At 73.2% G+C, this 24,895-nt stretch carries 22 protein-coding genes; 13 read left to right on the forward strand and 9 right to left on the reverse strand.

The features are described 5' to 3' along the window. Positions 1-392 precede the first annotated feature (392 nt). The 6 genes from asnB to ACIBEC_RS29920 all read left to right on the forward strand — a co-directional run bounded on the left by asnB (position 393) and on the right by ACIBEC_RS29920 (position 7,716). Complete coding sequence (gene asnB, locus ACIBEC_RS29895) at positions 393-2,201, forward strand: asparagine synthase (glutamine-hydrolyzing) (RefSeq protein ID WP_360502069.1); 1,809 nt, start codon at positions 393-395, stop codon at positions 2,199-2,201. Then, positions 2,198-3,244: a PrpF domain-containing protein gene (locus ACIBEC_RS29900; protein WP_360502072.1), complete on the forward strand. Its 1,047-nt coding sequence runs from the start codon at positions 2,198-2,200 to the stop codon at positions 3,242-3,244. The genes asnB and ACIBEC_RS29900 overlap by 4 nt, the downstream gene beginning before the upstream one ends. Then, positions 3,223-4,353, forward strand: a complete 1,131-nt coding sequence (locus ACIBEC_RS29905) for an acyl-CoA dehydrogenase family protein (RefSeq protein ID WP_360502074.1) — start codon at positions 3,223-3,225, stop codon at positions 4,351-4,353. The genes ACIBEC_RS29900 and ACIBEC_RS29905 overlap by 22 nt, the downstream gene beginning before the upstream one ends. After that, positions 4,341-5,732: a dihydroorotase family protein gene (locus ACIBEC_RS29910; RefSeq protein ID WP_360502077.1), complete on the forward strand. Its 1,392-nt coding sequence runs from the start codon at positions 4,341-4,343 to the stop codon at positions 5,730-5,732. The genes ACIBEC_RS29905 and ACIBEC_RS29910 overlap by 13 nt, the downstream gene beginning before the upstream one ends. Continuing rightward, positions 5,725-6,882 carry an FAD-dependent monooxygenase gene (locus ACIBEC_RS29915; protein WP_360502080.1) on the forward strand — a complete coding sequence of 386 codons (1,158 nt, stop codon included), beginning with the start codon at positions 5,725-5,727 and terminating at the stop codon, positions 6,880-6,882. Before ACIBEC_RS29910 ends, ACIBEC_RS29915 begins: the two co-directional genes overlap by 8 nt. Before the next feature lie 99 nt (positions 6,883-6,981). Further along, on the forward strand, positions 6,982-7,716 hold the full coding sequence (locus ACIBEC_RS29920; RefSeq protein ID WP_360502081.1) for a class I SAM-dependent methyltransferase: 735 nt from the start codon (positions 6,982-6,984) through the stop codon (positions 7,714-7,716). A gap of 57 nt (positions 7,717-7,773) precedes the next feature. Here the strand turns inward: ACIBEC_RS29920 and ACIBEC_RS29925 are convergent, their stop codons facing one another. Beyond that, on the reverse strand, positions 7,774-8,448 hold the full coding sequence (locus tag ACIBEC_RS29925) for a response regulator transcription factor (protein ID WP_360502084.1): 675 nt from the start codon (positions 8,446-8,448) through the stop codon (positions 7,774-7,776). Between the two features lie 246 nt (positions 8,449-8,694). Here ACIBEC_RS29925 and ACIBEC_RS29930 point away from each other — a divergent pair, with 246 nt between their 5' ends. From ACIBEC_RS29930 to ACIBEC_RS29945, 4 genes are all read left to right on the forward strand, one after another. After that, entirely contained in the window at positions 8,695-9,948 is a 1,254-nt protein-coding gene (locus ACIBEC_RS29930) for an MFS transporter (RefSeq protein WP_360502086.1), read from the forward strand. Positions 9,949-9,955: 7 nt separating this feature from the next. Continuing rightward, positions 9,956-10,633 carry an ArsR family transcriptional regulator gene (locus tag ACIBEC_RS29935; protein ID WP_360502089.1) on the forward strand — a complete coding sequence of 226 codons (678 nt, stop codon included), beginning with the start codon at positions 9,956-9,958 and terminating at the stop codon, positions 10,631-10,633. Positions 10,634-10,695: 62 nt separating this feature from the next. Continuing rightward, positions 10,696-11,895, forward strand: a complete 1,200-nt coding sequence (locus ACIBEC_RS29940; protein ID WP_360502091.1) for an FAD-dependent monooxygenase — start codon at positions 10,696-10,698, stop codon at positions 11,893-11,895. A 40-nt stretch (positions 11,896-11,935) separates the two neighbouring features. Beyond that, positions 11,936-12,577 carry an O-methyltransferase gene (locus tag ACIBEC_RS29945; protein WP_360502092.1) on the forward strand — a complete coding sequence of 214 codons (642 nt, stop codon included), beginning with the start codon at positions 11,936-11,938 and terminating at the stop codon, positions 12,575-12,577. Between the two features lie 30 nt (positions 12,578-12,607). On the opposite strand, the gene ACIBEC_RS29950 is transcribed toward ACIBEC_RS29945, so the two are convergent. Beyond that, positions 12,608-12,970, reverse strand: a complete 363-nt coding sequence (locus tag ACIBEC_RS29950) for an MmcQ/YjbR family DNA-binding protein (RefSeq protein WP_360502095.1) — start codon at positions 12,968-12,970, stop codon at positions 12,608-12,610. Between the two features lie 254 nt (positions 12,971-13,224). Between ACIBEC_RS29950 and ACIBEC_RS29955 the strand changes: the two genes are divergently transcribed. Further along, positions 13,225-13,923, forward strand: coding sequence for a Tat pathway signal sequence domain protein (locus ACIBEC_RS29955; protein ID WP_360502097.1), 699 nt, complete (start codon positions 13,225-13,227; stop codon positions 13,921-13,923). Positions 13,924-14,003: 80 nt separating this feature from the next. Here ACIBEC_RS29955 and ACIBEC_RS29960 read toward each other — a convergent pair whose 3' ends face one another. The 7 genes from ACIBEC_RS29960 to ACIBEC_RS29990 are packed head-to-tail and all read right to left on the reverse strand — an operon-like array spanning position 14,004 to position 23,401. Then, positions 14,004-14,753, reverse strand: a complete 750-nt coding sequence (locus ACIBEC_RS29960) for a methyltransferase domain-containing protein (protein ID WP_360502100.1) — start codon at positions 14,751-14,753, stop codon at positions 14,004-14,006. A 3-nt stretch (positions 14,754-14,756) separates the two neighbouring features. Further along, on the reverse strand, positions 14,757-15,545 hold the full coding sequence (locus ACIBEC_RS29965; RefSeq protein ID WP_396289304.1) for an SDR family oxidoreductase: 789 nt from the start codon (positions 15,543-15,545) through the stop codon (positions 14,757-14,759). Further along, positions 15,533-16,396 (reverse strand): TauD/TfdA family dioxygenase, encoded by an 864-nt coding sequence (locus ACIBEC_RS29970; protein WP_360502104.1) that lies wholly within the window; start codon positions 16,394-16,396, stop codon positions 15,533-15,535. The genes ACIBEC_RS29965 and ACIBEC_RS29970 overlap by 13 nt, the downstream gene beginning before the upstream one ends. A 13-nt stretch (positions 16,397-16,409) precedes the next feature. Then, complete coding sequence (locus ACIBEC_RS29975) at positions 16,410-17,684, reverse strand: aminotransferase class III-fold pyridoxal phosphate-dependent enzyme (protein WP_360502290.1); 1,275 nt, start codon at positions 17,682-17,684, stop codon at positions 16,410-16,412. 29 nt (positions 17,685-17,713) lie between these two features. Beyond that, on the reverse strand, positions 17,714-22,024 hold the full coding sequence (locus ACIBEC_RS29980) for an amino acid adenylation domain-containing protein (protein WP_360502106.1): 4,311 nt from the start codon (positions 22,022-22,024) through the stop codon (positions 17,714-17,716). Continuing rightward, a complete protein-coding gene (locus ACIBEC_RS29985; RefSeq protein ID WP_360502109.1) occupies positions 22,021-22,590 on the reverse strand; it encodes a DUF6309 family protein in 570 nt (189 codons plus the stop codon). The genes ACIBEC_RS29980 and ACIBEC_RS29985 overlap by 4 nt, the downstream gene beginning before the upstream one ends. Before the next feature lie 13 nt (positions 22,591-22,603). Next, entirely contained in the window at positions 22,604-23,401 is a 798-nt protein-coding gene (locus tag ACIBEC_RS29990) for a phytanoyl-CoA dioxygenase family protein (RefSeq protein WP_360502112.1), read from the reverse strand. A gap of 361 nt (positions 23,402-23,762) precedes the next feature. Here ACIBEC_RS29990 and ACIBEC_RS29995 point away from each other — a divergent pair, with 361 nt between their 5' ends. Next, positions 23,763-24,446, forward strand: coding sequence for a TetR family transcriptional regulator (locus tag ACIBEC_RS29995; RefSeq protein WP_360502115.1), 684 nt, complete (start codon positions 23,763-23,765; stop codon positions 24,444-24,446). Positions 24,447-24,666: 220 nt separating this feature from the next. After that, a complete protein-coding gene (locus ACIBEC_RS30000) occupies positions 24,667-24,861 on the forward strand; it encodes a DUF1918 domain-containing protein (protein ID WP_360502118.1) in 195 nt (64 codons plus the stop codon). Positions 24,862-24,895 lie beyond the last annotated feature (34 nt).

Raw genomic sequence — 24,895 nt, forward strand, 5'->3', positions numbered from 1 at the left:
TCGAAGCGACCGTCGCTGCTGATGCAGCTCGTCCTGCGGACTTCCTGTCTCGATGAGCGGTGCTGTGCCTGTTGATGTGCCTTCTGATGTGCCCTCCGATTCGCCTCGACTCTCCGGTCTCGCCCGGTGCGCCCGCCCCGGGAGAGCCGGGTGCACCGACGGGCGGTGGTGCCCGTCGGTCGGCGACGAGCTGCCTGTTCGTCGCCGACCTTCCCGCACGCTGCCAGGTGAGAGTCCTACCGGCATGAGTCAGATATCCCGACCCTTCCCGTCTCGGATGGGAATCGTGGCCGGCCCGGAGTTCCCATGCCGTCCGGGCCAGATGACTCACGACACCGCGGCGCCCCGCCGGGTTCGATGACCGCTGTGCCTACCAAATAGGAGGTAGCGGAATGTGCCGTATCTACGGCCATTTCAACGCCGTGGTGCCGCCGGACGACCTCGCCCGGGTCAGCGAACTGCAACGTCACGGCGGCCCCGACGATCAGGGCTGCTCGGTCGGCCCCACCTGGTCGTTGGGCAGCAACCGACTCGCCGTCATGGATCCCGCCGGCGGACGCCAGCCCTACCGCTCCGGGTCCGGGGCCGTTCACGTCGTCCTCAACGGCGAGATCTACAACCACGCCGAACTGCGCGCCAGACTGGGCGCGTTCGGCCACCGGTTCACCGACCACTGCGACGGATCGGTGCTCCCCGCGCTCTACGAGCAGTACGGGGACGCGTTCGTCGACCACCTCGACGGCATGTACGCCATCGCCGTCCTGGACCTGCGCGCCGAACCGCGGCTGGTGCTGGCCACCGACCACCTGGGCATGAAGCCCCTGTACCACCACTGGGACGAGCGCCGCGGCGCACTGTACTTCTCCTCCGAGATCCCGGCGCTCCTCGCGTTCCCGGACGTGTCGACCAGCGTCTGGACGCCGGGGCTGGAGTCCTACCTCGCGACCAAGACGCCGTTCGGCGAGCAGACCATGTTCCGGGACGTCGCGGTGCTGCCGCCGGCCGTCACGGCGGTCCTCGACCGCGCCGGAGGGCTGCGCGTCCGGCGCCGGCCGTCGCCCGCGCCGCAGGCCGGCGCCCGGAACGGCGATCTGCGCGCGCTCCTGAACGGAGAGGTCGAGGCGCTGCTGGACGCGGACGTGCCGCTCGCGTCGGTCACCTCCGGGGGCCTGGACTCCAGCCTGGTGACCACGCTCGCCACCGGCCGGGCGCCGGGGCTGCACACCTTCAACATCGCCTACACCGGCACATGGCCCGACGACGAGCGGCACTTCGCGCGCCAGGTCTCCGACCACGCCGGGACCAGCTACCACCAGGTCGAGCTGGATCCCAAGGAGTTGCCCGACCTGCTGCCGCGGGTCGTGTGGCACCTGGGCCAGCCCAACGCGGATCCGATCACCGTGAGCAGCTACGCCCTGTTCGCCGCGGTGCGGGAGGCCGGTTTCACCGTGGCCCTGACCGGCGACGGCGCGGACGAGGTGTTCGGCGGGTACGGGCGCATGCGCGCGGCGACGGAGGCCGCCGAGGCGGGCAGGCCCTGGTACCAGCCGTACCTCGACGAGTTGGCCGTCCTGCCGGCCGCACGGCGCAAGCGGCTCTACACCGCGGACTACGCCGCGGCGGTCGGTTCCGCGCGGGCGCTGCCCGAGTCGGCGACCGACGCGCTGCGGTCCGGGCCGGGCACCGTGCTCGACCGGATCACCGCGTTCGAGATCGGCTACCGGCTCCCGGCCTACCACCTGCGGCGGGTCGACCACCTCAGCATGGCCAGCTCCGTCGAGGTCCGACTGCCGTTCTGCCAGCAGAGCGTCGTCCGGCACGCGGTGCGGCTGCCCGACCGGGACCGCATCCACGGCGGGGAGGTCAAGCGCGCCCTGTACGCCGCCGCGCGCGGCCTCCTCCCCCAAGCCGTACTGGCCCGCGAGAAGCAGCCGTTCACCCTGCCGATCGCCGCCATGCTGACGCCCGGCTGGCCGCTCTGGGACTACGCCAGGGATCTACTGGCCACCGACCGGTTGCGGCGGGCCGGCGAACTCGACCCCGGCGCGGTGGACCGGCTCTTCGCGGACCAGGCCGCCCGGCCGGGCAACGCCACCGCCCTCGCCCTCTGGGCCCTGCTGGTCTACGAGATCTGGCGCGAGCAGTTCAGCGTCGCGCCGTCGGTCCCACCGTTCCGGGAGCCCAAGGACGTGGCGTCATGATCGGGCACGTCGTCTACGCGCACGGGAGTCCGTGCCCCACCCTCGTCCTCGACGCCCGCCGTCTGCCGCGCAGCGAGGGGTCGTTGCTCGACCGGCTCGCCGTGGCCCGCAAGTGGCTCGATGACGTCGGCGCCGGGCACATCCTGAAGATCGCGCTGGTCGAGCCCGCCGAGCACCCGCTGTTCGACCTGGACTACCGGTTCGTGCAGGCGCTTCCGTCCGGGCCGACCGCATTCGACCTGCGCGGCTCGTGCGGGCACTCCATCCTGGGGTCCGTCGTCGCCAGTGCCGAGTCGGGGTCGCTGCCCCGGCTCTCCCCGGGGATGCGGGTGCGCGTCATGGTCCGCAACAACGGCGACCACATCGTGTGCGAGATCGCCGAGGCCCGCCGGGATTCCGCACTGTTCGACATCCATTTCGTCCAGCCGGCACCGAAACCGCTGAGCCAGCTGCTGCTGGCCGGCGCGGCCACCACGACGGTCGAGGTGGACGGCAAGCCGGTGCCGCTCTCGCTGGTGTCCATGGGCAATCCCTACGCCTTCGTGGCGGCCTCCACCCTGGGACTGTCCCGCCCGGAGGACCTGTTCGCCGACGACCAACGGCTGTTCGACCGGCTGGTACGGATCCGGCGGGCGGCCGCGGCCGTGCTCGGCTGGCCCGTCGACGGGGCCTTCCCCAAGGTGGCCGCGGTGATGGCCGCGGAGAGCGGCCGGATCGCCGTCCGCGCGATCTCGGTGCCCACCTGGCACCCGACGATCGCGCTGACCGGGGCCGCCTGCGTCGCCGCGGCCGTCCGGATCAAGGGCACCACGCCCTGGATCGCGGCGCAGCAGGCGGGCGTGCCCGACGGCACGGTCGACATCGTCACCTCCGGTGGCCGGTCGAGCGTCAGCGCCACGGTGCGCAACGGCGCCTACGAGCCGGAGCTCACCTGGATCACGGTCCGCGGCAAGCGCACCACCACCCTCGGGTCGTTCCCGATCGAACCCCTCGCCCGCCTCCAGCCGAAGGAGATCACCGCATGTCTGTCGCTCTCCAGGTGATCGACCCCGGAGGCGGGCTGCCGGCCGCTCTCGTCGAGCGCCTCGACGCGGCGGCGGCGCGCAGCGCGTCCACCGGCCGGCCCGACGAGACGCTGCTGGCCGAGCTCGGGCAGGCCGGCCTGTTCGGCGTCGCCGTTCCCGCCGCGTACGGCGGGTTCGACGGGGACGCCAGGCTCGTCAACCACGTCGTCGCCCAGGTGGCCCGGGCCAATCCGTCCGCCGCGATCATGCTGTTCCAGCACTACGCGGTCAGCGCGCGCATCGCCGAATGGGGCGACCCGGCACAGCACGCCCGGTTGCTGCCCGCGCTGGCCAAGGGCGATCTGCTCGCCGCGTCCGGGTGGAGCGAACCCGGCGTGGGCGCGGCAAAGAAGCGCCTGAACACCACCGCGGAACGGCTGCCGGACGGCCGCTGGCGGATTGACGGCGCCAAGTCCTTCACCACCAGTGCGGGCGTGGCCGGGCTCTACCTCATCCTCGCGCGGACCTCCGACAGCGTGGAGGAGTCGAGCGACGGCTACGGCTCCACCGGTCAGACGTTCTTCCTCGTCCCCGCCGAGGACGAGGGCCTGCGCCCCGACCTGAGCCTCGACCTGGTCGGCATGCGCGGCTCGGCGACCGGGTTCGTGTCCCTGCACGGCTGCGTCGTCGACGACCGGGACCGGCTCGGCCCGGTCGGTGAGGCCACCCGCATCATCGCCTCGGTCCGCCGGACGGGTGCGACGCTGGGCGCGGTCTCCCTCGGCATCGCGTCGGCGCTGCTGGACCTCGCGGTCGAGCAGGTCAACCGCCGTCGGCAGCCACCCGACGCGGTCACCCGCTTCCGGCTCGTCGACCTGGCCACCCGGATCGAGGCGACGCGCGCCGTCATCGACCGGGCCGGCCGCCGGGACGCGGCCGATCCGGGCCTGGCCACCCTGCACAGCAAGCTGTTCGCCACGGAGACGGCCGAGCAGGTGGGCGTCGAGGTGGCGCGCCTGCTGGGCTCCGGGGGGTACGTGGTCGCCAACCGCATCAACGGGCTGATGGCCGACGCCCGCGCGGTCGCGCACATGGGCCCCACCAACGACCTGTGCCGAGAGCTGGTGAGCGCCACATGGCTCGGGTGAACGTGCAGCTCGCGGTGGTCAACGGGCGGCTGGTGACCCCGGCCGGTGTCCGCCCGGGCGTGGTGCTCGTCGCGGACGGACGGATCGTCGGGCTCGCCGACTCCGCGCCCGACCACGTCCCCGTCCTGGACGCGGCGGGCCGGTACGTGCTCCCCGGGCTGATCGACTCGCACGTCCACTTCCGCACCCCCGGTCTGGAGCACAAGGAGGACTGGGAGCACGGCAGTCGCGCCGCCGTCGCCGGTGGCGTGACCACCGTGATGGACATGCCGAACACGGTGCCCCCGACCCTGCACCCGGACACCGTGGTCGCCAAGGCCCGGCAGATCGCCGGCCGTTCGCTGGTCGACTACGCCTTCCACATCGGCGCGGACCCGCTGCACCCCGAGGTCCTGGTCGACCTCGATCCGGCGATCGCCCGCAGCGCCAAGGTGTTCATGGCCGGGCACCACACCGCGCCCACCGTCCTCAGCGATCCCGAGGTCCTCGACAAGGTGTTCGCCGCCGCGGCCGCCTCCGGGGTGCGGCTCGTCCTGCACGCCGAGAACCAGCGGCTGCACGACCTGCTGGACGCCTGGCGGGGCGGTCCCCCCGACTCCTACCGGGACTACGAGCGGTGGCGGCCGCGCAGCAGTCCCATCTCGGCGGTCGTCCAGGTGCTGGAACTGGTCCGCCGGCACGGCACCAAGGCGCACATCCTGCACCTGTCGAGCACGGAGGAGGCCGACCTGGTCGCGGCGGCCGCCGCCGACGGCCTGCCGGTCACCTTCGAACTCACCGCCCACCACCTGTCGTTCACCGATGCCGACACCGTGCGCGGCGGCGCGCGGACCCGGCTGGCCCCGGCGATCCGCGGCCGCCGGGACCAGGACCGGCTGTGGGCCGCGCTGCGGGCGGGCGAGGTCGCCACGTTGGGCAGCGACCACGCGCCGCACACCAAGGACGAGAAGGAGCGTCCGGTCGCCGACGCGCCGCCGGGGCTGCCCGGCGTGCAGGAGCTGGCCACCGCGGTGTGGACCGGGATGCGCCGGCGCTGGCCGGACGAGGACCAGGACACCGCGGTCCGCCGGCTGGTGCGCCACCTGGGGGAGACGCCGGCGGACCTGTTCGGGCTGACCGGCAAGGGACGGCTGGTCGCCGGGGCCGACGCCGACCTGGTGGTCTTCGACCCGGACCACCGCTGGATGCTGTCGGCGTCGGACGTCGAGGCCAAGTGCGGCTGGTCCGCCTACGAGGGCTGGACCTTCACCGGCCGGGTGCAGGTGACGGTCAAGTCCGGGCGGATCGCCTACGACCGGGAGCAGGGCACGTTCGGCGCCCCCGTGGGCCGCTGGCTGTCGCCGCTCGACCACGAGCGGGAGGGCACCGGCCATGAGTGAACGGACCGTGGCCGTCGCGGGCGGCGGCATCGGCGGCCTCGCTCTCGGCATCGCCCTGCGCCGCACGGGGATTCCCGTGACGGTCATCGAGCGGACCGCGACCCTGCGGGACGCAGGGGCCGGTCTCGTGCTGTATCCGAACGCGCTGCACGCACTGGCGGAGATCGACACCTCGCTCGCCTCGGCGGTGCGAGCCGCCGGGCACGTCCCGGAGGCGGACGAGGTCCGCCCGATCGTCGGCACCGACGGCGCGGTCGTCGCCACCGACCGGGTGGGCGAGCTGAGCCGCAGGTTCGGCGCGCCGCAAGTGTCGCTCCTGCGCACGTCGTTGCAGTCCCTGCTGCTCCGGTACGCCGGCGACGCCGGAGTGCGGATGCGGCACGGCATCAGCGTGACCGGCTGCACCGACCACGGTGACGAGGTCGAGATCGCTCTGTCCGACGGGAACCCGACGACGGCGGCGGCGGCCCTGATCGGCGCCGACGGCCTGCATTCCGTGGTGCGGCGGCACCTCCTCGGCGCGGAACCTCCCCGCTACTGCGGATACACGACCCTGCGGGGCCGCTCCCCCGCACCGCCCGAGTTCCCGAACGGGTTCATCGTGACCGCGGACGGCATGGGCCTCTTCGCCGCCCCGGTCGGTCCCGGGCAGCTGTACTGGGCGGCCAAGGTGGCCGCACCGGCCGGTGTCTGGACCGCCAAGGCCCCGCCGGAGGCGATGGCCGATCTCCTGGCGCTGATGGCCGGTTGGCACCCGGCGCTGGTGGACGTGGTGCGCCGCACCGATCCCGACGCGCCGGCCGTGGTCACCGACATCAACGATCGGGAACCCGTCGCCGACTGGAGCCGGGGCCGGGTCAGTCTCCTCGGCGACGCCGCGCACCCGATGTCACCGGGCGCCGGGCAGGGGGCGGGCATGGCCCTGGAGGACGCGGCCGTCCTGGGCGGACTGCTGTCCCGCACCGCCGACATCCCCGAGGCGCTGCGCCGTTACGCCGGGCAACGCGCACCGCGGACCGCCGTCGTCGTCAACCAGTCACGGCAACGCGATCACGTCGTCCGCGGCGAGCGGGGCGAGTTCAGCACGCACGACAAGGACCTGACCGATCTGTTCGGCTGGCGCGCGGAGTTCGGCCTCGCCGCCGAGTGACACAGCGACCGGACCGGATCCGTACGGATCGGAATGGATCAGTACGGAACAGCACGGATCAATACGGACAAGCACCGGACGAACGAAGGGTGGACCGTCATGGAATCGGGCACGACTCACTGGAACAACGTCAAGATCGACTATGACAAGGTACTGAACACCGACGCCTCCAACGTGGCCCTGCTGTCCGCGGCCGTGGACCGCCTGCCGGCGGACACCGCCGACATCCTCGACATCGGCTCGGGCACCGGCCGGCTCACCTCGCTGTGCCGCACGGCACTGCCCCAGGCCAGGATCCTCGGGGTCGACCCCGCCCCGACCATGGTCAAGGAGGCGACGGCCAAGTTCGCCGCCGATCCGCTGACCTCGTTCCAGGCCGGGGTGGCCGAGGACCTGTCGGACATCCCCGACGAGAGCTTCGACGTGGCCATCAGCAGCTTCGCGCTGCATCACCTCGAACTCGACACCTACCCGAAGGCCGCGGCGGAAGTGCTGCGCGTGCTGCGCCCGGGCGGGGTGTTCATCAACGCCGACCAGTTCTGCCGGGTGATGGGGCCGGCCGGCAGCAAGGCGCGGGCCACCGACGTCCTGGAGCTGCTGACCGACAAGGCCAAGTACTACCTGCGGGAGGCCGGCTTCGAACGCATGCTGCTCCAACTCGACCTGCTGCCCCGGTTCCTACGGGAGGACGGGGAGATCCTCACCACGCCGGAGTTCTGGCGCGACCGCCTGCTCGACGCGGGCTTCGACCGAGCCGAGATCATCGCCACCCCGCCCGAGGAGCTCTACAACCGGGTGATCGTGGCACGGAAGGCGCCGCGCGCGAGGTCCTGACGGGCCGGGCGCGGTGGTGGGCGTGACCGGCGGGCACCCCACCACTCGCCGTCCGGGTCAGTGGCCGAGACCGGCCTGTCTGGCCCGGACCGCGGCTTCGGTGCGGTCGACCAGGTGCAACTTGGCGAATATCCGGGACAGGTAGTTGCGCACCGTCTTGACGGAGAGGCCGAGTTGATGGGCGATCACCGCCGTGCCCAGACCGTCCGCGACGAGTTCCAGCACTTCCAGCTCCCGGTCCGTCAACTCCGGGAAGGGCTTGGCCACCCCCGCCGGCTGGGCCAGGTGGTCGGTCACCCACCCCGACGTACTGGAGTCGAAGACCAGGCCTCCGGACCGGACGATCCTGATGGCCAGCACGAGGTCCTGGGAGGGTGCGCCCCGGGAGAGGTAGCCGCGGACACCGGCACGCATGGCGGCGAGAAAGACCTCTCGGTCGTGGGCGATGCTCACGACCAGCACGGCCGTGTCGGGAAAGCGTTCCGTAATGGAGGTGATCAGGTCGACGGTGGCGGCGCTCGACGGGGCCGCGTGCAGTAACACCACGTCAGGGCATAAGCGGTGGATCGCCTTCACGGCATCGGGCCCGGTGTCGACGTCCCCGACCACTTCCAGTGCCTCGACACCGTCGAGCAGACTTCGCAGACTCGATCTGTATACCAAACGGTCGGCGGCGATCAACACGGCGACGGATTCTGCGCAGGCAGACTTCAGGGCCACTTGGTCGGACATGCCGCTCCTCCCCTGGTAGCAGCTCGCATACCAATGATCACGGTACCAAATCAGGGCGCACAGCACTGCCCATAGGTGCAAGGCAATCGAACAGGAAACAGGCGGCGCAGCCCGGGGAGCAATCAGCAGTCCGGGGAGCATTCAGGAGCGCACCAGTGCGGAACTACGAAACCGCGCGCTCGAACATCACCCGAGGGGTATCATTCTCTTATTCTAAAGTCCTTTGGAACTTGGGAGTGGGTCGCCGTGGCATCCCGAACTCAACCGTCGACCATCGCCCCGCCGGCGTCGGAGGAATCCGCGTCGCGTCGGCCGACCTGGTGGTTACTGGCCGCGCTGGTCGTGGTCTCCCTCAATCTGCGGGCCCCGATCGCGGCGGTGTCGGCGCTCCTGACCCCCATCAAGTCCGGGCTGGGCCTGTCCGGATCGAGCCAGACCCTGCTGACCGTGCTACCCACGGTCTGTCTCGCCCTGTTCGCCTTCACCGGCCCCGCGCTGGTCCGGCGAATGGGCGAGGAACGCCTGGTGGCGACCTCCGTGATCGTGCTGCTCGTCGGCGACCTCGTCCGCACGGTGCGGAGCGAGACCGCGCTCTTCCTCGGAACGCTGCTGGTCGTCGCCGCGATCGGGGCGATCAACGGCGCCATTCCCGGCATGATCAAACGGAAGTTCAGCAGCCGGATCGCACCGATGATGGCGCTCTACACGATCGCCCTCACGGTGGGCGCGGCCGGCGCCTCGGCGCTCGCCCCCCGGCTGAGCGGCAGTCAGGGCACGGACTGGCTGGCCTCCCTCGCCTGGATCACCCTCCCGGTCGCCGTGGTCGCCTGCGTGATCTGGCTGCCCGTCCTGCGGCAGCGCTCCCTGGGCGTCGGGCGGGCCCGGATCCCCGCCGCGCTGTGGCGGGACGCACTGGCCTGGCAGGTCACCGCCTTCTTCGGATTCATGGGCCTGTCCTTCTACTTCGTCCTGGGCTGGCTGCCGACGATCTGCCACCAGCGGGGCATGACGCTCGACGAGGGCGGCCTCGTGCAGGCGGTCACCTCCCTGATCCAGGTGGCCGGCTCGCTCGGGGTTCCGCTGCTGATCCGGCGGCTTCCCGACCAGCGGATCGTCGCCGTCGTCGTCGGCGTGCTCAACGCGGGCGGGTTGATCGCGCTCATGCTCGCGCCGATCTCCTTCGGTGCCTGGATCGCCGCGCTGCTGCTCGGCCTGGCCCAGGGCTCCGGGTTCGCCCTGGCGCTGACCCTCATCGGGATGCGCGCCAAGGACGCCGATACGGCCGTCGGCCTCTCGGGTATGGTCCAGGGCGTCGGCTACCTCATCGCCATCCTGGGGCCGCTGGCCGGCGGGATGCTGGTCACCGCCTCCGGGGGCCTCCCGGCAGCGCTCGTCCTGATGCTGGTCGTCACGGCCGGCGAGATGATGGCGGGCCTGGGCGCCGGGCGCAACCGTCACGTCCTCGAACCGGCCGTGCCCCGGCCCGGCACCACACGATAGGTCCGTCATGTCCGAACTGAACACGCCGAAACCGAGCCTCCCGATCTACGCGGAGCTGTCCCGGGTCGGAAAGGTGCTCGCCAACCCCCTCCGGCTCCGCCTGCTCGACCTGCTCGACGGGCGTGAACTCACCGTCGAGCAGCTCTCCCAGGCCTCCGGGATCCCGTTCAAGAACACCTCGGCCCAGTTGCAGCAGCTCCGTTCGGCCCACCTGGTCGACAGCCGGAAGGACGGCACCAGCGTGCGGTACCGCCTGGCCGACGACGACGTGGCCCGATTCCTCGGCGTGTTCCAGGAGTTCGCCGAGCGGCGCCTGGCCGACCTGCGCAGCGTCATCAACGACCAGCTCGGCGACCTGAGCGAGCTGGAACCGGTGACCGTCGACGAGCTGACCAGCTGGGTCGGCGGCGGGGCGCTGGTCATCGACGTCCGCCCGACCGACGACTACGCGATGGGGCACGTGCCCGGCGCCGTCTCCCTCCCCCACGACCAACTGCTGAGCAGACTCGACGAACTCCCGGCCGACGCCGAGATCATCGCCTACTGCCACGGGCCCTTCTGCGTGACCTCCGCCGAAAGCGTCCGGCTGCTCCGCGCGCAGAACCGACACGCCCGTCACCTCGTGGGCGGCTTCACCCGCTGGCACCGCACCGGACACCCCGTGAACACCGACACCGGTCCGTGAGACCCGGGCCGGCCCGGGAGACCGAGCCGGCCCGGCCCGGCCCCACTGAGGAGAGGGCAACCATGCGCATACGAGGAAGTCGGGTCGCCGTCGTGGGCGGCAGCATCGCCGGCTGCGCCACGGCCGTCGCCCTGGCGCGGGCAGGCTGCAAGGCCACCGTGTTCGAGCGCAGCCGGGGCGGTCTGCGCGACCGCGGCGCCGGGATCACCCTCCCGGCGTCGCTCTACGGCGAGTTACTCGACGCGGGATACCTCGGTTCCGACATGCGGGTGCTGCGGCGTCCCGAGCTGATCTGGCTCACCCGCGCGGAGCGGTCGGCCGAGGGCCGCGTGGTCGGCCGTCAGCCGTACCCGGCGATCATGGCGAGCTGGGCGCTGGTCTGGCAGGGGCTGCGCGCGCGGGTGCCGGACCGCGACTACCACGAGGGCGCGACGGTCACCGACGTCCGGCAGGGGGACGACGGCGTCCGGCTCCTGGTCGACGGCCGCCCCGCCGGGACGTTCGCCGCCGTCGTCGGCGCCGACGGCTACCGTTCCACGGTGCGGCCGGCGGTCGCACCCGAGGCCGCCGTGCAGTACGGCGGGTACGGCCTCTGGCGCGGCGACCACCCCGCCGACCGGGGGGCGGCCGGCCCGCAGTCCCCGCTGCTCGACGACTTCGTCGCGGTCGGCTTCCGCGGCGGCCACGCCGTGTTCTACCGTATTCCCGACGCCGGTTCCGGCGGCTTCCGGCAGAACTGGGCGCTGTACGGCAGCGTGCCGCACGACCTCTACCCGGCCGAGGCCGCCCCGGTCCCCCGGGGGCAGGTCACCGAGACCGCAGCCGACTACCTGGACGAGCTCATCACCCGCGAACTGCCGCCCGTGTGGGCCGACGTGGTGCGGCGCACCGAGCGGCACGAACTGTCCATCAACCCGATGTACGACACCACGGTCTCCCGCTACGCCAAGGGCGCCCTGCTGCTGGCCGGCGACGCCGGGGCGATCGCCCGCCCGCACACCGGGGCCGGCGCGGTGAAGGCGATCCAGGACGCCTGCGCCCTCGAACTCGCCTGCCGGGAACACGAGACGTGGCCGGAGGCGCTGGCCGCCTTCGACACCGCGCGGCGCGGCGCCGGCAACGCCCTCACCCGACTCGGCCGGCACCTCGGAAGGATGCGCGTCGAGGAGTCCCCGGACTGGTCCGCCCTCACTCCGGCGGACTTCGAGTCCTGGCTGCACGCGAACACGCACGGCTGGCAGAGCGCGTACGACCCGACCTGACCCGTAGGAACAACGTCCACCACCCACCCAGGAGGAAGAGATGTTCACCCTGCCGCCCATCACCCTGCCCGGCATCGACGACTACGCGGAGGCCCACTCGACCCCGGACCCGGCCCAGTTGGCCGGCGTCAACGGAAACGACCTGGGCATGGGCCACCTGATCAGCGGCCAGGTCGTCGGCGGGCTCCTGCGCATGGTCATCCACACGCTGCAGCCGAAGGTGGTCCTCGACATCGGCACCTTCACCGGTTACTCGGCGCTGGCCATGGCCGTCGCCCTGCCCGAGGGCGCCCGGGTGATCAGTTGTGAGATCGACCCGGAGCGGGCCGAGGTCGCCCGCAAACACATCGCCGAAGCCGGCTACGCCGACGTCGTCAGCGTGCGGGTCGGTCCCGCACTCGACACGATCGCCGAGATCGAGGAGCCGCTGGACCTGGTCTTCATCGACGCGGACAAGCCGAGCTACCACGCCTACTACTCCGCGACGCTGCCCAAGCTCTCCCCCCGGGGGCTGATCGCGTGCGACAACACGATGTGGCGCGGGGAGATCATCGACGCGGACACCACCGACCCGGACGTCCTGGCGCTCCGGCAGTTCAACGACGCCGTCGCCGCCGACCCGCGGAGCGAGGTCGTGATGCTCACCGTACGGGACGGGGTCACGCTCATCCGGCGCGTCTGAGGCCCGCCGAGCGGCCTCCGGCGGCGGACGTCACGCCTCCCCCAGCACAGCCACCAGCTTCCTGGGCGCGATGAGCCGGTACGCGTCGACGACGAGCTCGCGCACCTCCGTCCAGTCGACCGGCACGTCGAGGTAGACCCCGACCCAGTCGCGTCCACCGTAGGGCGGCGAGAAGAACCGGTCGGGTTCGGCGGCGACCATCGCCTCCTTGGCGCCGACCGGGGCCGGTACCCAGAAGCTCCGCCGACCGCGCGGGTGGTGCTCCGAGAGCTGGGCCAACGTCCGCCGCCGGATCCGCCACGACGGCTCACCGTGGTGGTTGGCCACCTCGACCACCTCGGGCAGGCCCAGACACAGCGCGCGCAGCCGCTCCTCCACCTCGTCCTCGGTCATGCCGTGTCCGTCCCCTCTCCGCCGCGGCCCTCGAGACGACGCCCGCTTTGTCGTGCTCAGCCCTACCGGGATTCTCGCAGGCGACGACACGGTCCAAACCTGCGACCGTTGTTGACGAATAGTCAGCAAGTTCCGTCCATTGCCTTGACGGCACTCGGTCACGGTCCTAGAACGTAGTGAGCTCCCCGGTCCCCCACGGCCCGGGAGCCGCGAAAGGTCGTCTTCTCGCCCCTCACCGAGGAAGAGGCTTCCCCATGCGCTTCAGCCGTCACCTTGCCGTCCCCGCCGCCGCCGTCGCGGCCCTCGCCGCCACCACCGCGCTCGCCGTGGTCGCGGTGCCCGCGTCCGCGGCGCCCGAGCCCGTCGCCGCCGTCCCCGTCCTCACCGTCGGCGGCGCGGGCGGCACCGCCGTCGCACCGGGCGACACGCTCGCCGCGCCGCTCGCCGGGGGCGCCGCCACCTTCTACTCGACCGCGACCAGCACCACCGGTGTGACCTGCGCCGTCTCGCAGCTCGCCGCGAAGGTGCTGACCAACCCGGCGGCCCCGGGCTCCGCCACCGAGTCACTGACCGGGCTCACCTTCGGCTCGTGCACCAGCAACGTCACCGGCGTCACCTCGGTGCGCAGCCTGACCGTCGCCAACCTCCCGTACGGCCTGACCGTCTCCGACGGCCCGGGGCTCCCGGTCACTCTCGGCGGCGGGTCGGCCGGGGCGATCCAGGCCACCGCGGTGCTCAACAGCTGGTTCGGCACCATCACCTGCACCTATCAGCTCAGCGGCACGTTCGCCGGCAACGCCGACAACACCGCGCACAGCCTGGCCTTCCGCAACGAGCACTTCGCCAAGAGCGGCGGCTCCGGGCTCTGCCCCGCCGACGGGTACTTCTCCGCGGCGTACGGCCCGGTCGCCGACACCTCGCAGCCGGGCGGGCCGGCGGTCGACGTCAACTGACCGACCACCCCGCTCGGCCAGAGCTCCGCTTGACCAGGGCCCTCCCGGCCAGGGCCCCTCTCGGCCAGGGCCGCGCTTGATCAAGCCCCCGGCAGCGCCTCCTGGTGCCGCCACCGGACCCGGTCCCCGGCGGCGGCCCACCGCTCGGCCCGCACCGGGGGCCGGTGGTCCGCGCAGGCGAGCACCAGCATCTCGTTGTCCCCCGGCTGGAACTCGTACGCCACCCGCTCGACCCGGCTCGGGACCCCGAGCCCCGCCAGCTCCCGGCGCAACCGCTCCAGCCCCGGGTAGCGAACTCCCGTGTCGTACACCATCAGTGGGAACAGCCGGACCTCCCGGCGGGCCACCCGCGCGAGTTCCAGCAGCGCCGCCCGGTGGAAGTCCTCGTCGAGCCGGTTGCCGTACGAGAAGATCAGGTGCGAGCTGAGCACCAGGTCGAAGGAGTCCTCGGCGAAGGGGAGTTCGGGCAGCGAGCCGGCCACGTAGCGATCCGGGCGGGCCGCGATGTCGGCCCGGAAGTCCCGGGCGTTCGCGGTCCACTGTCGGACCATGTCGTCCGCGTCGGCGTACCAGGTCCGGGCGTAGCCCGCCGTCTCCTTCTCCAGCAGGTCGCGCTTGAAGGCGGTCTCCCGCTCCACCAGCAGGCCCAACTCCTCGCGGTGGTGGGCGTACTGGCGGTCCACGGCGACGGCGTCGATGCCCCGCCGCCCGGCCTCGGCGACGAAGCTCGCCGCGCCGCCCGGGCAGTCCAGGATCCGTTGCTCCAGGTCGCGTTCGGTGAGCGCGAACATCGCCCGGTACTCCTCGAAGGAGCGTGCGCTGACCAGCACGGTTCACCCCCTCCCGACGAACGGCATGGTGGTCGGCAGGATCACCAGGGACTGGATGACGGTGTCCGGCGGCTGCGCGGCCATCAGCACCAACGCCTCGGTGAAGCGCTCCACCGGGATGGTCGCCTCCACCGCCATCGTCCCGTCGGCCTGCATCGCGGCCGGCTGCGGTCCGCCGTCGACGGGGGTGACGTTGCCGACGTCGATCTGCCCGCAGGAGATACCGTACGGGCGGCCGTCCAGGGCGAGCACCTTGGTGAGGCCGAGGACGGCGTGCTTGGCGGCCGTGTACGCGATGGAGTGGGGGCGCGGCACGTACGCCGAGGGCGCGCCGTTGTTGATGATCCGCCCGCCCTGCGGGGTCTGGGCGCTCATCACCCGGAAGGCCTCGCGGGCGCAGAGGAAGCCGCCGGTGACGATGGTGTCGAGCACCCGGTTCCAGTCCTCGAACGGGGTCTCGGTGATCGGCCGGCGCGGGGCGGCGGCGCCCGCGTTGTTGAACAGCAGGTCCAGCCGGCCGTACCGGTCGTGGACGGTGTCGAAGAGCCGGGCGACCTCCTCCGGGCTGCGGATGTCGGTCGGGACGGGCAGCACCCGGGCGGCGGCCGGGCCGGCGAGCGCGGCGGTCTCCTCCAGCGCGTCCTTGCGCCGTCCGGCGACGGCGACGGTCCAGCCGGCCTCCAGCAGGGCCAGTGCCGAGGCCCGGCCGAGGCCGCTGCCCCCGCCGGTGACGATCGCCACTCGTCCGTGCGGTGCGGTCGCGGCGTCGTTCGGTGTGGTCAACGCGCCCATTCCTCCCCCTCGTTCACCCAGATCCGCAGCATCCGCCGGGCGTACCCGCCGGGTTCGTCGATGAACGGCGAACGCCCGTGCAGCACGCGGCTGTTGCGGATGATCAGCAGGTCACCGGCGGCCATCGGCAGCCCGAAGGCGATCTCCGGCCGGTACAGCACCTCGTCCAGCACGCCCAGCGCCTCCCACTGACGGTCAGTCAGTTCGGGCCCGCCGCGGTCCGGGGAGGAGCGGACGGTGCGGGTCTGGTAGTAGCAGCCGACCGTCCCCTCCTTCTGGTGGTAGAGGATCGGGGTGACCACCACCTGCGGGCCCGCCCGGCCGGTCCGGTCGAAGGTCCAGTCCTCGCAGAGGGTGGCCAGGGCGTCCGGTCGCTCCCGCTCGATCAGGTCGCGGACGTGCCGCGCGCTCGCCAGCTTGGTCAAACCGCCGCCGTCGAAGGCGGGCCGAAGGCACAGCAGGACGAGCAGGTCGCAGGTGTCGCAGTGGAAGCCGAGTTCGGTGTTGCCGTCGCCGTCCTGGTCGCGCAGCACCGAGGTGAGGTCGCCGCGCCCGTTCTGCGGGACGATCCGGCCGTAGTCCCGCAGCAGGAAGGAGAGCGCCTCGGTGATCTCCTTCTCCGGGTGCGCCGGATCCACCAGGCCGCTGACGTGGGTGATGCCGACGGAGGCGACGGCGTCCCGGACGAAGTCCCTCAGCCGGGCGCGCACCGGCTCGGCCGCGCCCCACCGTTCGGCCCGCGCGTCGGCCCACAGCAGCCGCCGTTCCTCCTCCCCCAGCGGGAGCGACCAGAGCTCCCGCCGGGCCGCCAACTCCAGGCTGCTCCAGCCGATTTCCGTCATCGCGTCCATTCGCCTCTCCTTCCTACCGGCTTCCGGCCGCGACGGCCTTCGTCCAGAGTTCCAGCGCCTCGTCGATCTGTCCGGCCGTGACCACCAGCGCGGGGATCATCCGGACCACGTTGAGGTGGATCCCGCAGAGCAACAGCAGCAGGCCGTGTTCGCCGGCCGTCTGCTGGGCACGCCGGGCGGCCTCCGGGTCCGGGGAGCCGTCCGGGCGGCAGAACTCACTGGCGGCCATCAGCCCGAGCCCGCGGACGTCGGCGATCCCGGGCGCCTCGGCGGCGACCGCCCGCAGCCCGGCCAGCAGTCGCGCGCCCTGCTCGGCGGCGTTGTCGACCAGCCGCTCCTCACGCAGCACGTCCAGGGTGGCCAGGGCGGCCGCGCAGGCCACCGGGTTCCCGCCGTACGTGCCGCCCTGCGAGCCGGGCCAGGCGCGGCCCATCAGCTCGGCGGGCGCGGCGATCGCGGACAGCGGGAAGCCGCTGGCCAGGCCCTTGGCGGTGATCAGGATGTCCGGGCACACCCCGCCCTCGTGCGGGTGGGCGTCCTCGTGCTGGTGGGCCCAGAACCGGCCGGTGCGGCCGAAGCCGGTCTGCACCTCGTCAACGACCAGCAGGATGCCGTGCCGGTCGGCACGTTCGCGCAGCCCGGCCAGGAAGCCGGGCGGGGCGGGAACGTAGCCACCCTCGCCGAGCACCGGCTCGACGAACATCGCCGCCGTCTCGGCGGGCGCGGAGACGGTGGCGAGCACCTCGTCCAGTCCGCGCAGCGCGTGTTGCACCGCCTCGGCCTCCGACATCCCGAGCCGGAACGCGGCCGGGAAGGGCGCCACCGCGACCCCGGACATCAGCGGGCCGATGCCCGCCCGGAACCGGGTGCCGGCCGTGGTGAGGGAGGCCGCGCCCATCGTGCGGCCGTGGAAGGAGCCCTCGAAGACGATCACGTTCTGCCGCCCGGTGGCGTGCCGGGCGAGCCGCAGCGCCGCCTCCACCGCCTCGGTGCCGGCCGTGGCGTAGAACAGCGAGTCCAGGCCGGGCGGCAGCACCTCGCCGAGCCGCTCGGTGAGGGTGAGCAGCTGGTCGTGCAGCACGGTGGTGTACTGGCCGTGGATCAGCCGGCCGGCCTGCTCGCGGACGGCCTCGACCACCCGCGGGTGGCAGTGGCCGGTACTGGTCACCCCCACGCCGGAGGTGAAGTCGAGGTAGCGGCGGCCCTCGGCGTCGTAGAGGTGGAGACCCTCGCCGCGCACGGCGACGACCGGGGTGGCCTGCTTGAGCGCCGGGGAGAGCCGGGACACGGAACCTGCTGTCACGCTGGATGCTGCCTTCACGGGTGAGTCCTGCCTTCGGGGGAGAGTTCGGGGGCACGGTCGGTGGAGGGGCCGGGGGCGGGGCCGGCCGAAGGGTCGGAGACGGGTCGGGACGGGTCGGCGGGCGGCAGGAAGCCGGCCTCGGCGGCCCAGGCGAGCGCGGCCGACCACCACTGCGCGGTCGGGGCGGTGAAGCGGACCCCGAGCCGGTCGAGCACGGCGGTGGTGTACGCGCTGTCCACCCGGACGTTGCGTTCCTCCTGCTGTGCCCAGGCGGCGGCCAGCCGGGCGGCCGTCGGGTGCCGCCGCTCGGCCCCGGCGATCGCGGCCCCGAAGGTCTCGTCGTCGGTGAGCCGCACCCGGTGGCCGAGCCCGGCGAGCCAGCCCACCAGTTCGTCGTGCGGGACCTCGTACGGCGATTCGACGTGGTACGCGCCGGGCGCGGCGTACGGGTCGAGGGCGATCGCGGCGATCCCGGCGGCCACCGTGTCCACGTGCGAGAACGCGAACGCGGTGTCCGGCCGGCTGGGCGCGGCCCCGGCCAGCAGGTAGCCGCGGATCAGCTGGTAGATCCGGTTGTCGCCGATGTTGGCCTGGAACGCGCCGGTCCGGCTGTGCGCCGCGATGTGGCCGCTGCGGTGCAGGTAGGCGGCGTGCCCGGTGGCGGCCCAGGCCCGGACGGCCTGCTCGGCACGGTACTTGGTCCGCTCGTAGGGGGTGCGGAAGTGCTGGCCGATCGCCAGGTCCGCCTCGCTGAAGCGGCGCGGCGGGCCGTCCACGCCGCCCGAGACGGCGAGCGTGGAGACGTGGTGGACGCGGGCGGCCGGGGCGTGCTCCCCGACCCAGCCGAGCAGGCGGCGCACCGCCGTGTGGTTGGTGCGCTCCAGCTCGTCGGGCGAGGCCACCAGTCGGACGTCCGCCGCCGCGTGCACGACGATCCGCGCGCCCCGGGCCCGCTCCAGCCCGGCCGGGGAAAGGCCGAGGCCGTCCCGGTCGACGTCCCCGGCGACGGCGTGGGCCGCGTGGGCCCCCAGCCGTTTCAGGGCCTCGGCGTCGTCGGAGGCCCGCACCAGGCAGGTGACGTCGGCGCCGCGCCGGAGGAAGGCGTCCAGCAGGTGCCGCCCGAGATAGCCGGTGGCGCCGGTGAGCAGCACCCGGGCGGGTTCGCGCACCGCCGCCCGGGCTGGTTGGCGCACCGCCGCCCGGGCGGTCGGCGGGACGCCCGGGTGCAGCAGCTGGCCGGAGGTGGAGAGCGGGGCGCGGGCGGGGCGCACCGTCGTGTCAGGAACCCCCGCCTCGGCACCTCCCGCCTCGGCGGCCACGGCCTCGGCGAACGCGCCGGTGATCCGCTCGGCGGCGCGGTGCGACAGCGCGGGCCACCCGTACACCAGGTCGGCGACCAGTCGCTGCTCCACGATCCGCGTGGTGAGCCGCAGTTCGTACAGCGGGTCGCCCCCGGCGCAGCGGGCCACCCCGGCCTGCTCCTCCGCGACCGTCCAGTCCAGCGCGGGCTCCTCGGGCAGCCGGAAGGTGCCGAGGAAGTTGAACCCGGCGGCGGGCCGCTCCCCGGGGGCGTCCATCGGCCGGACTGGCGTCTCGCGCAGCCTCCGCGCCACCGTCTCCGGACCGGCCCCGGCCGGCAGGTCGACGTGCTTGACGGCGGTGAACCAGCCGACGGTGTCCAGGAATTCGCCCGGATCGCCCGCGGAGTCCCGGCCGTGGGTCTCGACCTCCACCGCGAACCGGGGACTGCCGCTCCAGGCGGTGACGGCCCCGGCGAAGGCGGCGAGCAGCGCCGCCTCCAGCCCGGCCCCGCCGCCGTGCCGCGCGACCAGCCGGGTGGTGGCGTCCGCGTCGAGCGTCCAACTGAGCGCGGCCGGTTCGTCGATCGGCTCCGCGACGGACGCCGTGACGGACGCTGTGACGGACTCCGCGGCGGTTTCCGGAGCAGGCGCCGCCGGGGCGGCCGCCGCCCACGCGTAGAAGTCCGCCGTCGGCGGCAGGTCGGCCGGCTTCTGGTCGAGCACCGCCCGGTACGCGTGCGCCAGGTCGTCCAGCAGGATCCGCCAGGACAGCCCGTCGACCACCAGGTGGTGCGCGACCAGCGCGAGCCGGTCGTCCGTCCCGGGCGGGCCCGAGAACAGGTGGACGCGCAGCAGTCGGCCGGCCAACGGGTCGAGGCTGCGGTGGAGTTCGGTGCAGACACCGGCGATCGTGTCGGCGACCGGCCCGTCCGCGCGTGGGATCCGGGAGAAGGAGACGGGATCGAGGTCGGGCACCGGCCGGGGCTCGCCGCACCCGTCCGGGGAGATCGGCCGGCGCAGCGCCGGGTGGCGTTCCAGGACGGCCGCGACCGCCCCCGAGAGCGCCGCCGGGTCCACCGCCGCACGGCAGCGCAGCAGGACGGACTGGTTCCAGTGCCGCACGTCCCGCACGGAGCGCTGGCGGTACAACCAGCGCTGTGCCGGGGCGAGTCGACCGGCGTCGTCCCCGGTGCGCGGTGCCGGGACGGAGGGTGCGGCCGGGACGGCGGCGGCCGCCAGGCCCTCCGCCGTCGGGTGGCGGTAGAAGTCCTCGTAGGCGACCCGCAGGCCCGAGCGCCGCAGGAAGGCGATGGTGCGCATGGCGAGGATGGAGTCCCCGCCGAGGCCCAGCACGTCGGCCCGCGGCCCGACGGCCGGCAGTCCGAGCGCGCCCGCCCAGAACCGGGCGATCTCCCCGGCCAGGCCGGATCCGGTGGCGCCCGACAACTCCGCTCGGGTCTCGACCAGTTCGGCGACCAGCTCGCCCAGCCTCGGCCGGTCGAGCTTGCCGTTCGGCCCGACGGGGAATTCCGGCAGTACCAGGATCGGCTGCGGCACGGAGTAGCCGGGCAGCCGGTCCCGTAGGTACGCTCCGAGGCCCGACGCGTCCTGCGAACCGCCCGACAGCCGTACCGCGCCCAGTAGTTGACTGCCGACGGCGGTCTCCCGCAGCAGCGCCGCCGAGCGGACGACGCCCGGGTACCCGTCCATGGCGCGCTCGACCTCGGCGAGGTCCACCCGGTAGCCGCGCACCTTCACCTGACGGTCCACCCGGCCCAGGAAGACCAGATTCCCGTCCGCCCGCCGGCGGCACAGGTCGCCTGTCCGGTACATCGGTCGGCCGTCCCGGTGGACGAAGCCGCGGGCCGTCTCGGCTGGCCGCCCGAAGTACCCGGCGGTGACACCGCGGCCGCCGATGAGCAGCTCCCCCACCGCGCCGTCCGGCACTGCCCGCCCGGCGCCGTCCACCACGGTGAGCAGCACCTCGCCGATCGCGGTGCCGATCGGTACGGTCGGCTCCTCGGCGGGGAGTTGGCGGGTGTCGGTGGCCAGCAGGCAGGTGGCGCCGACGGTGGTCTCGGTCGGGCCGTAGTGGTTGGCCAGCCGTGCGGTGGTGCCGCCGTCGAGCAGGGCGGCGGCAAGCGGGCGGGGCAGCGGCTCGCCGCCGAGCAGCACGGTGTGCAGCGGCGGGGAGTCGACCGGGCGGCCCTCCAGCAGGGCGGTCAGGTGCGACGGGGTGGTCTTCAGCACGGTCACCCCCGCGCGTGCCAGCGATGCCCAGAAGGCCTCCGGGTCGCGCACCTCGCGGTCCGGGACGACGTGCACCGAGCCGCCGGTGGCGAGGGCGAGCAGCCAGGCGGTGTGGCCGAGGTCGGCGGCCAGCGTGGTGACGTGCGCGGTGCGCGGCGCGTCGGCCTCGGTGTAGGCGAGCCGCCCGGCCAGCTCCTGCGCGTAGTGCACGGCGTTGGCGTGGGTGACGGCGACGGCCTTGGGCTCGCCGCTCGACCCGGAGGTGAAGGAGAGGTACGCGAGGTCCTCGCCCAGCACCTCGTGCTGCGGCACGGGCATCTCGCCCGGCGCCTCGCTCTTCCCGCCCGGCACCTCGGGCCTCACGCCCGGCGCCTCGACGTCCACCACCTCTCCGCCGAGCCCGCCCTCCGTCCCGAGCACCCGGGCGACCCGGACGGCCGCCAGCCGCCGGGCGAGGTCGGCCGGCGACCAGTCCGGGTCGGCCAGCACCGCCGCCGCGCCCGAGCGCAGCACCCCGTGCAGGAGGACCAGCATCCGGGCGTCCCGGGGTCCGACCAGGGCGACCCGGTCGCCCCGTCCGGTGCCGCCGACGGCCAGCCGGGCGGCGACCCGGCCCGCCGCGGCGTCCAGTGTGCGGTAGTCGAAGGTGCGGACGCCGTCGCTCAGCGCGGGCCGGTCCGGGTGGGTCCGGGCGAGGTGGGCGAGCAGCGAGGGTAACGAGCGGGCGGACCGGGCGGACGACGTGGACCGCAGGTGCTGCGTCGCGGGTGTCACGCCGACTCGTCCCCCGTCAGGCGCGCGCGGCCCGGGCCGGCCGGCACCCCTGGGTCGCCCACCAGGTACCCGTCCAGGACCGGCCGGTCGGGTAGTCTCCCGGCCAACTCCCAGGCCAGCATGCGGTGCAGGCCGTCGAGGTGGATCAGCCCGGCCCGGACCGACAGGTCCCCGTAGTCGGAGTGGTCGACCGGGGCGGTGCTGAGGAAGACCGGTGTGAACGGGGTCCGGCGCAGCAGCCGCAGCTTCGCCGCGCACACCGGGTTGGCCGCCGACCAGGCGGCCCCGCCGGAGCGGACGCGCTCGGCCGCCTCGCCCACCGTCAGCCCGGAGCGCGGTACCAGTTCGAGCGCCCCGCCCTCACTGAGGTGCCAGGGCAGGACGACGCCCAGGACGTCCGTCCGCGCGAGCCGGACCCGCCACCAGCCGCCGGAAATGCGGTCGGCGCGTTCGAGGTTCTCCTCGCCGTACGTGTTGCTGTTCGCCTCGTGGGCCCGCTCCACCGGATGGTCCCGCAGGTAGGCGTCGTGGACCTCGGCGTAGGCGACGGCGGTGACGATCTCCACGGCAGTGCTCTCCTCAGACGGTTCCGGTGTACTCGGTGAAGTGCCGTTCCGCGAAAAGTTCCGGCCACTGGCCGTCGGCCAGGTCGAGTTCGCGGGCGCGGGCGAGCATCTGCCGCCAGTACGGCTTCACCGGGCGCCAGCGCGCGCCCACCTGGCAGTAGGAGGCGTCGATGAAGTACCGCACCCGGCCCGGCCCGTCGGGCGCCGGCCGGCGGGTGTGGAACAGCGCCGAGTTGAGCAGCACGGTCGAGCCGGGTGGCAGCCGGTCGATGACCACCTCGCCGGGCAGTTCCGCGGTGCCGTGGTGGGCGAACGCGGACTTGCCGACGGTGCTGTGGTGCGAGCCCGGCAGCACGGCCAGACTGCCGACCTTCTCGTCCAGTCCGCCGAGGTAGTGCAGCGCGTGGACCATCAGCAGCGACGGGTCGGAGCGGTCGTTGGGCTCGCAGTCGTGGTGCCAGGGCTTGCCCGGGATTCCGGGGGACTGGCGGTCGCTGTGCAGGTGGTGGAAGACGAACGACGGCCCGAGCAGGCGGGTCAGCGTCCGCATCAGTGGTGGGTGGGTGAGGAGTTGGCCGTGGGCCGGCAGCTCCAGTTCCAGTAGCGGGGGCGGCCCGTTCCGGACGGGATCGGCGCAGGAGGCGATCGACCGGGCCCGCAGGCCCTCGTCCACCCACCGGTCCACCTCGGGGATGAGCCGTTCGCGCAGTGACTCCGCCAGCAGGCCGGGCAGCACCAGGTACCCGGCCTCCAGGAACTGCCGGTGGTACTCGATGTCGAGGGCCTCACGCCCTCCGTAGGACAGTGTCACCGAACCGAACCCCCTCCTTCCGTTCTGCGGGACGAACAACGGGACGTGGCACGAGCAAGGAGGCGCACGGGATCATCCAGACTTCTGGTGGCGACGGAACGTCCGTCACGGTCGCCACGGCCGCCACGACTGAATCGCGATCACCACGAAGAGACACGCGGCGATCACGCAAGGTAGTCCGCCCCAGGAGTATGAACCGGTCTTCGCGTCCACGACAAGACCATTGCCGGCTCATGGACACCTTCCCGCCACCGTGCCGTTCAGCTCCGGCCACCAGTCGATTCCCTTCCCACAAGGAACTCCAGGCCGCTCCCGCCCCGGTGATTCGCCGCCGGAACAGCGGATGCGGCAGAGTGAGCCCATGAGGAGTGCGGAGACCCGGAGTTCCGAGACCGTCGACCGGACCAGCCCGTCGGTCCGTCGACGCCCGGTCCAACAACGCAGCCAGGAGCGGTACGGCCGCGTCCTGGACGCCTGTGCCGGGCTGCTGGACGAGGTCGGGGCGACAGCGCTCACCACCAAGGAGGTCGCCCACCGCGCCCAGGTGCCGATCGGCACCCTGTACCAGTTCTTCGCCGGCAAGGAGGACCTGCTGGCCGCTCTCGCCGGCCGCAACCTCGACCGGTACCTCCAGCGCCTCGACGCCCGGCTGGCCGCCGCCGCCCCGGTCGACCCGGCCGCCTTCACCGACCTCGCGGTGGAGGAGTTCGTGGCGATGAAACGCTCGGTGCCCGGCTTCGGCCAGGTCGACTTCGGCCTGGCCGGCCCGGTCGTCCCCGCCGGGGTCCGGGACGACCGGCACCTGCTGGACGCGGGCGTGGACAACAACACCGCCGTCGCGCTGCGCCTGCAGGCGCTCGGCGGCGAGGTGTTCCGGGCGAGCGACCCGGCGGCCACCACGCTGACCCTGCGGGTCGCCCTGGAGGCGGCCGACGCGGTGCTCAAGCTGGCCTTCCGCGCCGACCCGAACGGCGATCCGACGCTGATCGCCGAGTGCAAGCGGTTGGTCCGCGGCTACCTCGCGCAACGGCTGCCCGCCCGCTGACGTCCGACCCGCGAAATCCCGCGCCCTTCCCCTCCAGATCCCACACCCATCCGCGCGCGAATCCCCACGCGAATCCCGCGCCCATCGCCCGGGAATCCCCGCCCATCCCCCGCGTCCCGTCCGCCCGAGGCGTTGCGAGCCCGCCGCCCCCGCAGCACAGTGGATAGCGGAACGGCCGCGGAGGCGGCCGCCACGACCCCGAGGACCCAGGGAGCAGACCATGCACGCAGCGGTAGGTGACCAGCTCCACATCCACAGCAGGTCGGTGGGCATGGTGGACCAGAAGGGCGAGATCATCGAGGTGCGCGGCGCCGACGGCCAGCCGCCGTACATGGTCCGCTTCGAGGACGGCCACGAGGGTCTGATCTACCCCGGCCCCGACTGCAACATCGAACAGCGCCAGGCGGGACGCTGACCGACGCCCCCACCACCCCACGGCGCGCGGCCTG

The sequence above is a fragment of the Kitasatospora sp. NPDC051164 genome, assembly GCF_044455625.1.
GTDB lineage: Bacteria > Actinomycetota > Actinomycetes > Streptomycetales > Streptomycetaceae > Kitasatospora.

Coding starts and splice junctions, on each gene's coding strand:
- ACIBEC_RS29945 (WP_360502092.1), top strand. CDS start 11,936: ATGTTCACCCTGCCGCCCATCACCCTGCCCGGCATCGACGACTACGCG.
- ACIBEC_RS29965 (WP_396289304.1), bottom strand. CDS start 15,545: ATGGGCGCGTTGACCACACCGAACGACGCCGCGACCGCACCGCACGGA.
- ACIBEC_RS29920 (WP_360502081.1), top strand. CDS start 6,982: ATGGAATCGGGCACGACTCACTGGAACAACGTCAAGATCGACTATGAC.
- ACIBEC_RS30000 (WP_360502118.1), top strand. CDS start 24,667: ATGCACGCAGCGGTAGGTGACCAGCTCCACATCCACAGCAGGTCGGTG.
- ACIBEC_RS29900 (WP_360502072.1), top strand. CDS start 2,198: ATGATCGGGCACGTCGTCTACGCGCACGGGAGTCCGTGCCCCACCCTC.
- ACIBEC_RS29915 (WP_360502080.1), top strand. CDS start 5,725: ATGAGTGAACGGACCGTGGCCGTCGCGGGCGGCGGCATCGGCGGCCTC.
- ACIBEC_RS29935 (WP_360502089.1), top strand. CDS start 9,956: ATGTCCGAACTGAACACGCCGAAACCGAGCCTCCCGATCTACGCGGAG.
- ACIBEC_RS29970 (WP_360502104.1), bottom strand. CDS start 16,396: ATGGACGCGATGACGGAAATCGGCTGGAGCAGCCTGGAGTTGGCGGCC.
- ACIBEC_RS29955 (WP_360502097.1), top strand. CDS start 13,225: ATGCGCTTCAGCCGTCACCTTGCCGTCCCCGCCGCCGCCGTCGCGGCC.
- ACIBEC_RS29905 (WP_360502074.1), top strand. CDS start 3,223: ATGTCTGTCGCTCTCCAGGTGATCGACCCCGGAGGCGGGCTGCCGGCC.
- ACIBEC_RS29940 (WP_360502091.1), top strand. CDS start 10,696: ATGCGCATACGAGGAAGTCGGGTCGCCGTCGTGGGCGGCAGCATCGCC.
- ACIBEC_RS29925 (WP_360502084.1), bottom strand. CDS start 8,448: ATGTCCGACCAAGTGGCCCTGAAGTCTGCCTGCGCAGAATCCGTCGCC.
- ACIBEC_RS29995 (WP_360502115.1), top strand. CDS start 23,763: ATGAGGAGTGCGGAGACCCGGAGTTCCGAGACCGTCGACCGGACCAGC.
- asnB (WP_360502069.1), top strand. CDS start 393: ATGTGCCGTATCTACGGCCATTTCAACGCCGTGGTGCCGCCGGACGAC.
- ACIBEC_RS29910 (WP_360502077.1), top strand. CDS start 4,341: ATGGCTCGGGTGAACGTGCAGCTCGCGGTGGTCAACGGGCGGCTGGTG.
- ACIBEC_RS29950 (WP_360502095.1), bottom strand. CDS start 12,970: ATGACCGAGGACGAGGTGGAGGAGCGGCTGCGCGCGCTGTGTCTGGGC.